14 protein-coding genes are annotated in these 12,841 nt (G+C 68.9%); 7 read left to right on the top strand and 7 right to left on the bottom strand.

Annotated features, from left to right (window positions below; genetic code table 11):
* Window positions 1-105: 105 nt before the first annotated feature.
* Together OOJ98_RS28850 and OOJ98_RS28845 are read right to left on the bottom strand one after the other, a co-directional pair.
* On the bottom strand, window positions 106-1,509 hold the full coding sequence (locus OOJ98_RS28850; RefSeq protein WP_267057980.1) for a cytochrome P450: 1,404 nt from the start codon (window positions 1,507-1,509) through the stop codon (window positions 106-108).
* A 36-nt stretch (window positions 1,510-1,545) separates the two neighbouring features.
* Window positions 1,546-2,544 (bottom strand): UbiA family prenyltransferase, encoded by a 999-nt coding sequence (locus OOJ98_RS28845; RefSeq protein WP_267057979.1) that lies wholly within the window; start codon window positions 2,542-2,544, stop codon window positions 1,546-1,548.
* Between the two features lie 520 nt (window positions 2,545-3,064).
* Between OOJ98_RS28845 and OOJ98_RS28840 the strand changes: the two genes are divergently transcribed.
* The gene (locus tag OOJ98_RS28840) at window positions 3,065-3,226 is read left to right on the top strand and encodes a hydrophobic protein (RefSeq protein ID WP_267054796.1); all 162 of its coding nucleotides are present in this window, start codon (window positions 3,065-3,067) and stop codon (window positions 3,224-3,226) included.
* Window positions 3,227-3,344: 118 nt separating this feature from the next.
* Here OOJ98_RS28840 and OOJ98_RS28835 read toward each other — a convergent pair whose 3' ends face one another.
* A complete protein-coding gene (locus OOJ98_RS28835) occupies window positions 3,345-4,310 on the bottom strand; it encodes a DUF1152 domain-containing protein (protein ID WP_267057978.1) in 966 nt (321 codons plus the stop codon).
* Between the two features lie 429 nt (window positions 4,311-4,739).
* A complete protein-coding gene (locus OOJ98_RS28830; RefSeq protein WP_267057977.1) occupies window positions 4,740-5,048 on the bottom strand; it encodes a hypothetical protein in 309 nt (102 codons plus the stop codon).
* A gap of 954 nt (window positions 5,049-6,002) precedes the next feature.
* Between OOJ98_RS28830 and OOJ98_RS28825 the strand changes: the two genes are divergently transcribed.
* Together OOJ98_RS28825 and OOJ98_RS28820 are read left to right on the top strand one after the other, a co-directional pair.
* Window positions 6,003-6,716, top strand: coding sequence for an SUMF1/EgtB/PvdO family nonheme iron enzyme (locus OOJ98_RS28825; RefSeq protein WP_267057975.1), 714 nt, complete (start codon window positions 6,003-6,005; stop codon window positions 6,714-6,716).
* A 241-nt stretch (window positions 6,717-6,957) separates the two neighbouring features.
* Window positions 6,958-8,289: a hypothetical protein gene (locus OOJ98_RS28820; protein ID WP_267057974.1), complete on the top strand. Its 1,332-nt coding sequence runs from the start codon at window positions 6,958-6,960 to the stop codon at window positions 8,287-8,289.
* A gap of 132 nt (window positions 8,290-8,421) precedes the next feature.
* Here the strand turns inward: OOJ98_RS28820 and OOJ98_RS28815 are convergent, their stop codons facing one another.
* Entirely contained in the window at window positions 8,422-8,934 is a 513-nt protein-coding gene (locus tag OOJ98_RS28815; protein WP_267057973.1) for a GNAT family N-acetyltransferase, read from the bottom strand.
* 346 nt (window positions 8,935-9,280) lie between these two features.
* On the opposite strand from OOJ98_RS28815, the gene OOJ98_RS28810 reads away from it, so the two are divergent.
* Entirely contained in the window at window positions 9,281-9,712 is a 432-nt protein-coding gene (locus tag OOJ98_RS28810) for a hypothetical protein (RefSeq protein ID WP_267057972.1), read from the top strand.
* A gap of 24 nt (window positions 9,713-9,736) precedes the next feature.
* On the opposite strand, the gene OOJ98_RS28805 is transcribed toward OOJ98_RS28810, so the two are convergent.
* Window positions 9,737-10,291: a GNAT family N-acetyltransferase gene (locus OOJ98_RS28805; RefSeq protein WP_267057971.1), complete on the bottom strand. Its 555-nt coding sequence runs from the start codon at window positions 10,289-10,291 to the stop codon at window positions 9,737-9,739.
* Between the two features lie 224 nt (window positions 10,292-10,515).
* Between OOJ98_RS28805 and OOJ98_RS28800 the strand changes: the two genes are divergently transcribed.
* On the top strand, window positions 10,516-11,100 hold the full coding sequence (locus tag OOJ98_RS28800) for a dihydrofolate reductase family protein (RefSeq protein WP_267057970.1): 585 nt from the start codon (window positions 10,516-10,518) through the stop codon (window positions 11,098-11,100).
* 499 nt (window positions 11,101-11,599) lie between these two features.
* Here OOJ98_RS28800 and OOJ98_RS28795 read toward each other — a convergent pair whose 3' ends face one another.
* A complete protein-coding gene (locus tag OOJ98_RS28795; RefSeq protein WP_161252934.1) occupies window positions 11,600-11,761 on the bottom strand; it encodes a hydrophobic protein in 162 nt (53 codons plus the stop codon).
* Window positions 11,762-12,070: 309 nt separating this feature from the next.
* On the opposite strand from OOJ98_RS28795, the gene OOJ98_RS28790 reads away from it, so the two are divergent.
* Window positions 12,071-12,298, top strand: coding sequence for a DUF5133 domain-containing protein (locus OOJ98_RS28790; RefSeq protein ID WP_267057969.1), 228 nt, complete (start codon window positions 12,071-12,073; stop codon window positions 12,296-12,298).
* A gap of 276 nt (window positions 12,299-12,574) precedes the next feature.
* Window positions 12,575-12,739: a hypothetical protein gene (locus tag OOJ98_RS28785; RefSeq protein WP_267057968.1), complete on the top strand. Its 165-nt coding sequence runs from the start codon at window positions 12,575-12,577 to the stop codon at window positions 12,737-12,739.
* The last annotated feature ends 102 nt before the right edge of the window (window positions 12,740-12,841 follow it).

Raw genomic sequence — 12,841 nt, 5'->3', positions numbered from 1 at the left:
CGCCGCCCCCGCTGCGGTCCGTCCGCCGCGCCGGGCGGACGGCTGGAGAATCGCCTCGACAGAGTCGACTCGCCATCGGGACCGGGCGCGTGGGTGTTGCCTCGCCTACAACACCGAGCGGCGTTGCGGAAGCACTCGACTCGCTCGCCCTGGGTGAGCAGGTTCGTGATGCCCCCGGACCGGCTCCGTGATCATGCGCAGACCCGCCGGTGCGAGTGCGAGCCGGGCATGGGGGCGTACGCGGCTCTTCGGGGCCGGGCGCAGTTGCCAGCGGGAGGCGATGGCGCTGATCAGGATGACGCCCTCGGCCAGCGCGAAGGTGTCGCCCAGACATTTGCGGCGTCCGGCGCTGACCGGGATGTAGGCGTGACGGGTCTCGGAGGTGGGCGGGGCGTCCCAGCGAGCCGGATCGAAACGCTCGGGGTTCGGGAAGCTCGGACCGTGGTGGAGTTGGTAGGCGCTGAAGAAGAAGTCGGTGCCCGCGGGGAAGGGGTAACCACCGAGGGTGACCTCGGTCGTGCTCACGCGGGTCAGCATGGGCGCCGGCGGGTACAGGCGCAGCACTTCGAGCAGGACGTTCCGGGTGTACGGGAGCGCCGGCAGGTCGGCCGCGGTGGCCGTGGCGCCCGCCAGGGTGTCTTCCAGTTCGGTGCGGAGCCGGGTCTCGACGTGCGGGTGCCGCGCCAGGAGGTGGAGGAGCCATGCCACGGTGGCGGCCAGGGTCTCCGCCCCGGCGACCAGCAGCGTGATCACCTGGTCGCGGAGTTCCTCGTCGGTGAACGCCGGGTCGGCGGCGTCGTCCGGCGTCGCCATCAGCGTGGCCAGGGCCCCACCTGCGGAAGGGGACCTGCGTGCCGCGGCGACCACCTGGTCCGCGGCGGCCCGCGCCGCGTCACGGGCGTGGTTGAAACGCCGGTTGCCCGCGGTGGGCAGCTGGTGGACCCATGGGTAGGGGATGGCCGCACGGACGAAGACTCCGGCGATCAACACCCTAATGTGTGAGGCGAGTTCGTTCGCTTGCTGCGGGTCGATGGTGGGCAGCAGGGCTCGGATGAGGACGCGCATGGTGGTGGTGGTCAGGTCGGCCAGGAGGTCGATCTCCTGGCCGGCGTGCCAGGACTCGGCGAGTGTTTCCGCCTCCTTGCCCATCACGGTGGCGTATCCGTCCATGCGGGCGGCGGTGAACGCAGGCTGAACGAGGCGGCGTTGGCGCAGGTGGTTGGCATCGGTGGCGGTTCCCAGGCCGTTGCCCAGGAGGTCACGGCCCCGGTCGATGAGGGGCCCGCCCTTGTCGTAGTCGCGTGAGACGAGGAGGGTGTGCACCAGCTCGGGGCAGCAGATCAGGTAGGCGGGGCGCGCGCCCACCTTCAACCGCTGGACCGGGTCCCCGTCCAGGCACTGAACCAGCCAGGGCAGGAAGCCGGACAGCAGACGCGGGGTGTGCCCCAGCAGGGGCACGGCGCCCGGCGCGGTCGGAACCCCACCGGGCGGGCGGCGGTCACGTGTCACGGCTCTGCTCTCCCTGGTCGTGGCCCTGGATTACGGTCACAGCGTGATGAAGGCGGCCAGCACGATGGCCGCGTACCAATACTCGAACCAGCGGTAAGTGCGGTGATCGTAGGCCGAGTTGATGCGTCGCGGCACGCGCCATGCGATGACCCAGCAGAGCACTGCGGTCGCCGCTTCGGCGATCCATGCCTTCGGGTCGTCAGGGGATGCGCGGATGATCAAGAAGTGGTCCACGAACGGGAGGAGACCGAATCCCACGCAGAGGAACGTGCGGGCGAAGGGCTCACCGAAGGCGAGAGGAAACGTCATGCGGCCGGTGGCCGCGTCGCCGTGCAGATCGCGCAGATCCTGGACGGGGATCAAGACGAAGGCCGACACGGCCAGGGTCACCATCCACCGCCAGGCCTCGTCGCCGAGTGGGGCAACCATCTGCCAGGCCGGGCCGAGCATGAGCGGGATGCCGAGGCTGATGACGGCGTTCTTGACGACCCAGTGCCGAGCGCCACCCAGGTTGTGCAGCAGCGTCACGGCTTCCCAGATCAGGGCCCACTGCCACACCCCAAGTGCCCATCCCACCAAGGGAAACGCCGTGAAGGTGACTACGGCGCGCCACACGGTGGCCCGCCGGCTGGCCTCGCCGGTCACCAACGGGCGGAAGGGCTTGTTGAGCTGGTCCTCGCGCAGACCCGCCAGTTGGTTGGTGAGGCAGAAGGTGTAGAGGTAGAGCCAGAAGTAGGCGAGGGAACTCGCGGCGACGCCGACGAAGCGAGCGGCCGGGAGGTGGTAGTGGACCGCCACCCCGAGGGTCATCAAGACACCTGGACAAAACCCGGACCACACATCATTCCTGACGAACCGCCAGCTCACCCACAGCTCGTGGCCCAGCCGCCACGGCACGAGCCGTAATGTCCTCGCGACGGTGCCGCACGCCACACCCTGGGACGAAGACGTATCGGCGCGACCACCGTGCTTGCCCTTGCTCGGCACGCCTCGCACCGAAGCGGGCCCGGGAACCTTGCTCGACGTGCCGACCATGGCGGCTACTCCTCGGTGTCGGTCCTGGGTCTCGGAGTCGGTCTCTGAGTCGGTGCCGGTCGTCGATGAGGTCCTCGGCGTCGGCGCTCGGCGTCGGTCCTCGCTGTCGTCCTCGCTGTCGGTCCTCGCTGTCGGTCCTCGCTGTCGGTCCTCGCTGTCGATGGCGGTCTGGTGGGCGTGCTCGTACGGAACGGGGGCGGGCACAGGGGGCGACGTGCCCGGAGGACGTGCGGCGCAGCGGGTCGGCGTCCAGGGCAGGGCCCGCCATGCTCGCCACAAGACTCACGGCACGCAGGACATACCCCGGAGGCCGGGACATCAAGGCGGCGCAATGGGGGCGCTCGCAGCACGGGCGGCGCTCGGCCCGCTCGTGCGGGAGCGGGCGCGTCCGAGTAGGGCGGTGGGTCCCGGCGGGAGAACGGCAAGGGCAGATGCCCGCCTAAGAATTCTGTAAACAGTGGCATCCGGGCTGTGTGGACGGGCCACGGCGGGGCATCCGGTGGCTCGGAGGTTGATAACTATGGTTCCCCTGCTTCTCGTTCTCCTTCTGGCCCTGATCCTCTTCGGCGCGGGCTTCGCGCTGAAGGCGCTGTGGTGGATCGCGATCATCGTGCTCGTCGTCTGGCTCGTCGGCTTCATCGCCCGTCCCAAGGGAGGAAGCGGCCGCTGGTACCGCTGGTAGACACCGGCAAACAAGCTGGACCTGTGGGCTCCCCGCCTTTTGTTTCTCCGGTGGGGAGCCCACACACATGTGACGGCGCCACCATGGTGACTACGAGTCCGCGCGAACAGGACGAGGCTCAGTGCGGGAAGGTGCGCGGCGGGCGCTGACGGGGCAGCGTGGTGCGGAACTCCTCGATCACGGAACTCACCTGCCGCATCAGAAACGTTTGCTCCAGCAGGTCGAGGTAGAGGTTGCGTGCGGCCAGTCCGGGCAGGTCCACGCAGAAGTACAGGGCCATGAGCGGGTTGACGAACAGCTCGCCGCCCCTGGTCCTCTCCGTGAACCGGACGTCGCCGAAGTCACCGCGCACAGCGGCGGCGACGGATCCGTTCACGATGCTCGGGTGGCTCACGGTGTGGCAATGGGCGTGTGCGACCGCGTCGAGATACAGCGCACCCTCCCGCGCCGCCCCCAGCAGCGAGAACGCGCCGAGGTAGGCGCCGTCCCGGTCCAGAGCGGCCAGGTTCTCCAGGACGAGCGAGTGGTTCACGCCGTGATACGCGTCCACTCCGAAGCCGAGGCAGGCCACCAGCCGGTGCGGGACCTCGTCGAGCCCGCTCACGGCACCCAGGCTCGCCATGTCCTCCTCAGGAGTACCGAGGCCGTTTTCGTCGCCTCGCATCAGGATGTCGGTCCCGCCGTCCACCAACACGACCGCGTCGACGCCACCGAGATGCGCGATGAGCGCGCGATAGGCCGCCCGTAGCGGAGCGACCCCGATACTCGGGAACGCGTACACGGTCGACGGCAGACCTTGCGTCGCGAGCCATTGGGCGAGCGTCCGCTCGGGGAAATAGTCGCCGCGCAGCGGGGTGTCGGGCGTGACGGCCGCGACATCCAGGTCTACCCACACCTCACTGTCCAGGCCGTACAGGTCGGCGAAGGACAGGTTGGCGAGGTGCACCTCCTTGCCCTCCGACTGCAGGGCGAGCGCGAGCGGCAGCCCGGCATACACGTCGAAGCCGCCGCCCGCGCCGGCGATGAGCACCCTTCGCGCGTCGCGCAGGCGCGTGAAGAATGCGGGTTCCCCGAGAGTGATCACCGGAGGACGCTAACAGGGGGCTCGGCGACATCGGGGCGACGCCGTCGCGATCGGCGGGGCACCGCTCGTGCGGCGAGGCACGGGCCCCGCCCAGGCCCTGGCCACCCGGTGGAGGCTGCGAGGCGCCGGCCAGCAGCGGGTAGTTGCAGCCCGATCAAGGGAGTTGGAGCCTGCCCCGCACGGTGCCGAGTCCCACCTTGACTGCGCCGGGCCCACGGCCGACCTGGCCAGACGAAGCCGTGCCCGGCGGCCTGTTCATGCGTCGACGGTCCTTCTGGCGCGCCCAGGACAAGGACTAGGTGGACCAAGGCGGGACACCCCCCACCGAGCCGAGGGTTGACCGAGGAGTCTTAGCGATATATCGTTGAGCTATCGCGAAACGATCGTGATTCTCTACTGAAAGGTGGTCGCATCATGCGTCCCGAATCCTCAAACCAGTTCAAGCGCCTCCCCGGGCGCGGCTCCGCCCGCCCTGTCGGCCCTCGTCACGACTTCGACGAAGGCTCTACGGTCCGCAGCCCCCACGCCATGAGTGCCCAGGGCCGGGGCCGATTCGCACGGCCCGAATCCCGCCCCGAACGCCCCGGATCCGGTTTCCTCGGCGGCAGCACCCGTCACCGGGGTGGTCGGCAGCAGCCGTACACACCACCCGAACACCTCCTCGTCGCCCATCACAGCAGCGGTTCCGGCAACCGGTCCCGTGTCCGCCGGTTCGGCGGCGACGTTGGCGACGCCCATAGTCCGGCGTTCCCGGGCTCGGCCCCCGTGTGGGCGCCCCGGAGATCCGGCGGGGGGCGACCCGGCCATCGTGGGCCCGACGTCATAGGGCGCGAGGACATGGATTCCAGTGCCATGGATCCCTGCGTCACAAGGTCCGGCGGCTGGGGGCCGGGCGCCCGCGGATCGTCCGCGCCCGGCCGGTTCCGCCGGCGTGTGGGGACAGCACATGTCTGCTCCGCCCCCGGTGAGACCCATGCACACCATCCCCGCCATGGGTGGCGGCACCACCACCGGCACTCCCCCGCCCGGACGGAGCCACCCCGCTGCGGACAGCACCGCGGCCGTGGGGGTCGAGCCGAAGAGTCGGCCGGCCCGGCACGCCGTGCTCCTCAGCGCCACGGCCGACCGTTCGAGCGGGACAACCGGCGTCCCTCCGTCGGCGGCCACGTCCACCAGGACCGTACGGCCGGTAGCCATGGGGGCCCGGCGCCCCACGGACGCGAACGCGGAGGAGAAGGCAGGCGAGAAGGCGGAAGCCCGGCCGGTCGCCCCGCCCCCTGGAGGCGTCACCGGTCCTCCCCCGCTCGCTCCCGTAGCCGGTTCGGCGTGACAGGATTCGCCCCTGCTCCGGTTCGGACCCCGCTCCACCGAGGAGCCGACGGCCCATGGGTACGGCGCCACGGCGGCCCCCGCAAGTAACCGCCCACCACGAACAGATGCCGCGTCGGCTGAGCCGGCGCGGCATCCGCTCATGTCCCGCCACCGGCACCGGCACCGGCACCGGCAGCAGCACCTCCGCAACCGAACCTCCGAGCCGCCGGATACTAGTCATTGATAATTCGACGTGAACTCTGCTGCGGGGAAGGCCAGTTACTTGCCTGGCCCCGCTGCAAATCCGGCGTAGGGCAAGCCGGCCACGTGATCGTCCGGTACGCGCCTCGATGCGATCATCTGCCCATGGATGCACGCCCCATGGATGGAACCCGGGTAGAGATGATCGCCATCCCGGCGGGACAGGTATCCCTGTCCGACCGGCGGACGCGGCGCAGCTGGTCGGTCGAGCTCGCGCCCTACGAGCTGGCCGCGTTCCCCGTCAGCCAGGCCCTGTACGCATCGGTCACGGGCGAGCGACCGAGCGCCGCCACGGGAGAGGCGTTGCCCGTTGAGAGCGTTTCCTGGTGGGACGCGGTCCGCTTCTGCAACGCCCTGTCCCAACGCGAGGGACTCGCGCCTGCCTATGCCCTTCACAGCAACGGTGAGGACATCGGATGGGATGCGTCCGCCGACGGATACCGGCTGCCGACCGAAGCCGAGTGGGAGCACGCCTGTCGTGCCGGCACGACAGGACCCCGCTACGGGCCCCTGGACGAGATCGCCTGGTACCGAGACACCTCGGACGCACAGGTCCACGCGGTGGGTGGCAAGCGACCCAACCCGTGGGGGCTGTACGACATGCTCGGCAACGTCTGGGACTGGTGCTGGGACGTCTACGACGCCGAGGTCTACGGCGCCTACCGGGTGCTACGCGGCGGAGGCTGGTTCGACGAACACTGGAGCTGCCGAGCCTCCGCGCGACGCCGCAGCCACCCCACGTTCCAGGTCGACGACGTTGGATTCCGCGTCGCGCGCTCGCGCGGTGCGAGCGTCTCCCCGCCTACCGGCGATCGCCCGAGGACCGGTCCGTGACGAGGATGAGCATGCCGATCGACGTACCCGCCGGCACGAGCGGCAGCAGCAACGCCTGGACCACGAAGGGAGCAACGGCACGCTCTCGGCCAGCCTCGCTTTTGCGTTCTGGACGGCACGGGACGGCGCCGGCCGACGCACACCGGAGCGGGGCCGTCCCCCATTGACGCGCGCTGCGCCTCGCGGTTGGCTGCCACCGGCTCGATCGGGCACCATCCAGCGCTTCAGCAAGGGGAGTTGCATGCGCCAGTTCAGACGTACAGCCGTCGTGGCGGCGGTCTTCGTAGCCTGCACAACAGCGGCGCCGTCGGCGTTCGCTTCAGCGGAGGGACACCGGGAACGCACCGAGCGGATCAGCGTCGCCACCGACGGCACGGAGGCGAACGGCGAGTCGGGGCAGGGGGCGCTCAGCGGTGACGGCCGCTTCCTCATCTTCGGCTCGCAGGCCGACAACCTGATACCCGGCGACACCCGGAAAGGCGGCTCTTTCCTCAAGGAGTTACGCACCGGGAAGGTCGAACGGGTCAACACGGCCCCCGACGGAACCCCCGCCGACGGATCCTCCGGGGACGCCGCAGTCAGCGGCAACGGTCGGTACGTCGTCTTCACCTCTGACGCGACGAACCTCGTGCCCGGCGGCAACCCGACCGGCAGCACCGAGGTGTACGTTCGCGACCGCTGGACACGACACACGGAACTCCTCATCGGGCACCGGCCGCAGGAACAAGTCGCGGACGGCGAACCGTCGATCAGCGCCAACGGCCGCTTCGTCGCCTTCCTCTCCACGCGCAGCGACCTGGTGCCCGGGGACACCAATGATGCGCAGGACGTGTTTGTGAAAGACATGTGGCGCGGGACCGTCACACGCGTCAGCGTCGCCTCCGACGGCACCCAGGCAGACGCCTATTCCATCTCTCCTGTGATCAGCGCGGACGGCAGTCGGGTCGGGTTCAAGAGCAGGGCTTCCAATCTGGTCCCTCGGACGGACACCGATGGCGATGCTCTGGCGCGGCCCCGGGCCCAGGTGTTCTATGCACACGACATGCGCACCGGCCGCACTCAGTTGGCCGCCCACACTCGCGCAGGCTCGCAGGTGGCGGTCATCACCGATATCGGCCTGAGCCCCGACGGGCGGTACGCGCTGTTCATGAGCCTCAACAGCGACATAGTCGCCGGCGACACCAACGGCACCACGGACGCCTTCGCCACGGACCTGCACACGGGCGTCGCCCGGCGGTTGAGTGTGGCCGCGGACGGTACGGAAGCCAACGACTTGTCCTACGGCCACATCGCCATGAGCGCAGACAACCGGAAGGCATTCTTCACCTCCGCCGCTTCCAACCTGGTTCCGGGCGACACCAACGGCAGCGAGGACCTCTTCGTACGTGATCTGCGTACCGGCAGGGTAGAGCGCGTGAACGTCGCGTCCGACGGAGCGCAGGCCAACGCTTTCACGCTGAGTTTCAGCGTTGACTTGGCCGGGCGCACGGCGGTGTTCGACAGCACGGCGGACAATCTCGTCCCCAAGGACACCAACGGCGTCAGCGACGTCTTCCTGCGCCGCCTGCGCTGACCCCGAGCCGAGGATCGCTCCCCCAGCCCCGGGGGCTGCGGGAAACGAAGCCCGCTGCGTCGTGCTCGGCGCAACGCGGCGGGAAAAGGCCGCGGTGCGGGACGCGTGGCGTGTCCCGCACCGCGGGGTGGATCAGATGCCGAATGGTGCGGCGTAGTGCACGGTTCCGCCGGGCAGCGGGTGGCCGGCGTCGAGGGCGAGCGCCATCAGGGCCTCGTCCGGAACGTCGATGCTCAGGCCGATGCCGTGGACGGAAGCGCGGGTGAACCCGAACCGGGGGTAGTAGTCCGGGTGCCCCAGCACGACCACGTACCGCTCACCCATGTCCTTGGCCGCCGCGAGGGCAGCGCGGACGGCAGCGGAGCCGGCACCGCTTCTCTGCCGGTCGGGCCGGACGGAACACGGCGCCAGGCACAGCGCCGGGACGCTGCCGATGTGGCAGCGGGTGAGCAGCGCGTGGCCGATGGGACGGTCGCTCGCGTCGGTGGAGACGAGGGAGAGCCCCTCGATCCATGCCTCCGGGTCGGCTCGCAGGGCGTCGACCAGGTCGGCCTCCGCGTCGGTGCCGAAGGCGGCGCGGGTGATCTCGCGAAGGGCGGGAATGTCTGCGCGCACCTCGGCGCGCGTGGTCCACATGTTGCTCATGGTGAATGAGGATCCGTTCCGGAGTGGTGTTCGTATGGCCTCGCGAGCTCACGCTCCCAGCGAGGACGGACAGAACGAGGTCAGGCCACTGCCCGGGACGTGAGGGAGACCCGGACGCTGTACGTGGTGGCCACGAGCACGGTCATCAACCTCACCTCCTTCTCTCCTCGGATCCGCATCACGTCGAATCCCATCACGAACGGACGCGACCAAGGATACAGGGACTCGATTTATGCGAACTCATGATCGGCAAACGTACTTACTGACGAGCGGCATGAGACCTGATCGCGTTGTCGGTTACGGTGAGCGGCAGGTTCGGCTGTGGTGATCAGGCGGGGAGACCGGCGTGGCAGAGATCGAGGTTCCGGGGCCGGAGCCGGAGTGGGAGGCGGCTCCGTCGTACCAGGGCGAGAAGCGCAATCCGGCGTTCCAGCAGAGCATGTGGACGTACGCAGCCGGCTCCTTCCACCTGGCCGGCATGGTGAAGCCACCGCTCGACGCACTGGCGGGCCAGCTGCGCCTGGGCGTCGAACGGGGGTGGGAAGACCTCGGCGACGTCGATGTCGCCATGTTCAGAATCAGCCGGTTCGACTTTGCACTGAGCACGTTCGTGGGGGCGGTGGACCCCGCCACGTTCGTCTGGGTGAGCCGCTCGGTCAATGACGTCGACATGGCCCTGGGCGCCCTCTTCGACGCGCTCGGGCTCGACCGCGAGAGCCTGGACTTCTGCAGCGCGGTGGAACTGGGATTCGAGGGGTTCGGCGGGTCCCCGCCGTGAGCGGTCAGCGGGGCCGCTCGGCGTTCAGGGACAACGCTGCCACTCTCGCCTGATGAGGCCGAACACCCACGAGTCCGATACCTCGCCGTTCACGACACAGTCCTCCCGCAGCGTCCCTTCGCGCACGAAGCCGACCTTCTCCAGCACCCGGGCAGAGGCCACGTTGCGCGTATCGGTCTCGGCCTGGACCCGGTTCAGGTCCAGCGCGTCGAAGGCCCATCGCAGCAAGGCGTGCGCGGCCTCCGTCGCGTAGCCGTGGCCCCATGCCGCCTCATCGAAGACGTAGCCCAAGGACGCGCTGCGGAAGACCGGGTTCCATCCGGTCAGACCGCACCAGCCGATGAAGGCCCCGTCAGAGGCGCGGTCGATGGCCACCCGCGCCCCCGTGCCTTCGTCCGCCATCTTCCGGCACGTCGCGATGAAGGGCTTGGCGCGGGCCGGCTCGGTCCACGGCGGGGAGTCCCAGTAGCGCATCACATAGCTGTTGCTGTGCAGCGCGAAGAGGGGGCCTGCGTCGTTCTCGGTGAAGGGGCGCAGCCGCAGGCGATCGGTAAGCAGTACGGGGGTGGGCAAAGTCATGCGCCATCTTGCGCCCTCATGGCGCGGGCCGACCACCGGATTTCCACGAGCCGGACGCGTACGCCTTCAGCCCACGCCCCGACCAGGCGGGCAGACAGCGCGAGCGGCCAGCCGCTGTGAGTCGTACGCCCTTCGCGTGACCTCACCCGCCCGTATACAAGGAAGGGAACTCACTGAGCGCTGGGCGCCCGTACCGTCGAAGACATGACCGAGGAGGACGTGCCATGCGCAGCGTGAGCTATTCGATGGGCATCTCGCTCGACGGCTACATCGTCGGGCCGACTGGCGACTTCGACTGGGCGGCGCCCGACGAGGAGATCTTCCGTCTCGTCACCGATGAGATCCGGGAAGTCGGCGTCCACCTCATGGGACGGCGACTCTACGAGACGATGCTGTACTGGGAGACCGCCGACCAGGATCCTGCGCCGGACGACGCCTTGCTGGAGTGGGCCGTGCTCTGGAAAGCGCTCCCGAAGGTGGTGTTCTCCACTACCCTCTCGGCGGTCCAGGGCAGCGACACACGGCTGGCTTCCGGCGGCCTGGCGGAGGAGATCGCGAGGCTGCGAGCCGAACCCGGCGAAGGCAGCATCGCGATCGGCGGCGCGTCCCTCGCCGCCGAGGCAGCGGGCCTCGGTCTGATCGACGAGTACCGGATCCGGGTCTACCCGGTGTTGGTCGGCGGCGGCATCCCGTTCTTCGCTCAGCACGCGCAGCACGTCGACCTCGACCTCGTGGAGACCCGCACCTTCAGCTCTCAAGTCGTGTATCTCCACTACCGCGTGGCGCAGCGGTCCGGCAGCACGGATTAACACCGCACGGTCCAGAGTTCCGGTCAGCACGCTGCTTTTGATCGCATGGCGGCGGAGGTTGACCGACGCGAACGACCCATTGGCGGCTATGAATTCGGACCCCGAAGTCCGAGAACACCGGGCGCATTGCTGACTCGGGATCAGAGCGACGCCGGAGCAGCGGCTCCGATTTCGACATGTTGGCCAGGCGTCGACCGACTTACGCAGTTCATGAGGTCACCCGCGCACTCCATGCGGCCCATGCCGGGAAGCGGCAAGCATCGCGGGCCGTGGCGGCGGCCTGGTGGAGGCGCGGTTTCCCTTGCGAGCAGGCCGTCGCCACGGCCACTGCACACTCGCGTACCCCGAGAAGCACGATCGCAACTGCCCATGGCTGGGCCCGCATGGGTGTGGGCCCAGCCATACAGTCCCATCCGGGGGACCTCATATGCGTGGGCATACGTGTGGGCTCCACACCGCTTTCCGCGGTGTGGAGCCCACATATTGAAAAGAGTTGCGGCTACCAGCGATACCAGCGGCCGCTACCCCCCTTGGGACGGGCGATGAAACCGACCAGCCACACGACCAGCACAATCACCGCGATCCACCACAGTGCCTTGAGCGCGAAGCCCGCGCCGAAAAGGATCAGAGCCAGCAGAAGAACGAGAAGCAGGGGAACCATAGTTATCAACCTCCGAGCCATCGCATGCCCCGCGCATGCCGACTCACACACCCTCGATGCCTCTGTTTATGGATTCTTTATCCGGGCATCCGCACCCCCTCCAGCCTCCGGCCCACGCGGGTCGGCCCCACGCCGGAGCCCCCAGTGCGGCGATGCTCCAGGCTCCGTCCACCGGCCGAGCCCAGAGTGTCGTCCCGTTCGGCCCACGCTCCCACCCGTCCACGCGAGGTACCCATGTGGTGGCAGAGGGACGGATTGTCGGCAGGTCGGCACCATGCCCATGTGATGTGAACCGGAGGACGACACCAGATGCTCATGGCCCACCCCGCGGTCCTGCGGAACCTGATGGACCAGTACGACGTGCTGCGCATCCTGCACACCGAGAACGGCTCTGCCGAGGTCCGCCGGCGGATGGACGACACCGCCTACACCCTGTGTGTGCTGACCGGGACCCGCGACGTAGACGCCGCTCTCCGCGCCGCCCACCACCAGCTGGCCGGTGTGCGCCCGCACGACGACAGCCTCGTTCCCGCCTGAAGCCCGCGACGGCACCCACGTCCGCCCCCTGCACGCCTCGGCCATGCGCCAGGCGCTGGACCGATCTGGGCGCCGTCCGTCACGCCCCCGTCCAATGCACCTCCGAATCCTTGAGCAGCGAGCGGAGCGTGGGTTCGGTGGAAAAGGCCGATCGAACATTGTCACGCACCGCCCACCACCCACGTCGAAGAAACGTATACGCACCGTGTTTGCGTCGCGCAATATTGGTTACCAGGTGTAGTGAGAGCCCGTCAGTAATCGACGGAAGGAAGCAACATGACGCTCGTTACGGCGCTCATCATCGTCGCGGTCATCACTTTCGTGCTCCTGCTCGCGCTCGCGCCTTCGGCGCCCGCCAAGCGGAACCCGTTTCCCCATCGCCCCAACCGCCGCTTGTCCAGGGTTCCTGGCCAGCGCACCATTCGCCATCACACCCGCTGACCACACCCGCTGACAAGCGGAGTTGCGCGGAGATGTGGGCCAGGATGTCCGGGGTCGACCCGGGCCGTATGGCCCAAGGTCGGCCCCTCCCACCTGAGTTCA

It is taken from the genome of Streptomyces sp. NBC_00083, assembly GCF_026343295.1.
GTDB lineage: Bacteria > Actinomycetota > Actinomycetes > Streptomycetales > Streptomycetaceae > Streptomyces.
This window is presented reverse-complemented; position numbering and strand designations above follow the sequence as displayed.

Bases quoted from the DNA above. Each gene is read 5' to 3' on its own strand.
- OOJ98_RS28830 (WP_267057977.1), bottom strand. From the start codon at position 5,048: ATGGGCGTCGCCAACGTCGCCGCCGAACCGGCGGACACGGGACCGGTT.
- OOJ98_RS28825 (WP_267057975.1), top strand. From the start codon at position 6,003: ATGGATGGAACCCGGGTAGAGATGATCGCCATCCCGGCGGGACAGGTA.
- OOJ98_RS28840 (WP_267054796.1), top strand. From the start codon at position 3,065: ATGGTTCCCCTGCTTCTCGTTCTCCTTCTGGCCCTGATCCTCTTCGGC.
- OOJ98_RS28785 (WP_267057968.1), top strand. From the start codon at position 12,575: ATGACGCTCGTTACGGCGCTCATCATCGTCGCGGTCATCACTTTCGTG.
- OOJ98_RS28795 (WP_161252934.1), bottom strand. From the start codon at position 11,761: ATGGTTCCCCTGCTTCTCGTTCTTCTGCTGGCTCTGATCCTTTTCGGC.
- OOJ98_RS28805 (WP_267057971.1), bottom strand. From the start codon at position 10,291: ATGACTTTGCCCACCCCCGTACTGCTTACCGATCGCCTGCGGCTGCGC.
- OOJ98_RS28845 (WP_267057979.1), bottom strand. From the start codon at position 2,544: ATGGTCGGCACGTCGAGCAAGGTTCCCGGGCCCGCTTCGGTGCGAGGC.
- OOJ98_RS28820 (WP_267057974.1), top strand. From the start codon at position 6,958: ATGCGCCAGTTCAGACGTACAGCCGTCGTGGCGGCGGTCTTCGTAGCC.
- OOJ98_RS28815 (WP_267057973.1), bottom strand. From the start codon at position 8,934: ATGAGCAACATGTGGACCACGCGCGCCGAGGTGCGCGCAGACATTCCC.
- OOJ98_RS28800 (WP_267057970.1), top strand. From the start codon at position 10,516: ATGCGCAGCGTGAGCTATTCGATGGGCATCTCGCTCGACGGCTACATC.
- OOJ98_RS28790 (WP_267057969.1), top strand. From the start codon at position 12,071: ATGCTCATGGCCCACCCCGCGGTCCTGCGGAACCTGATGGACCAGTAC.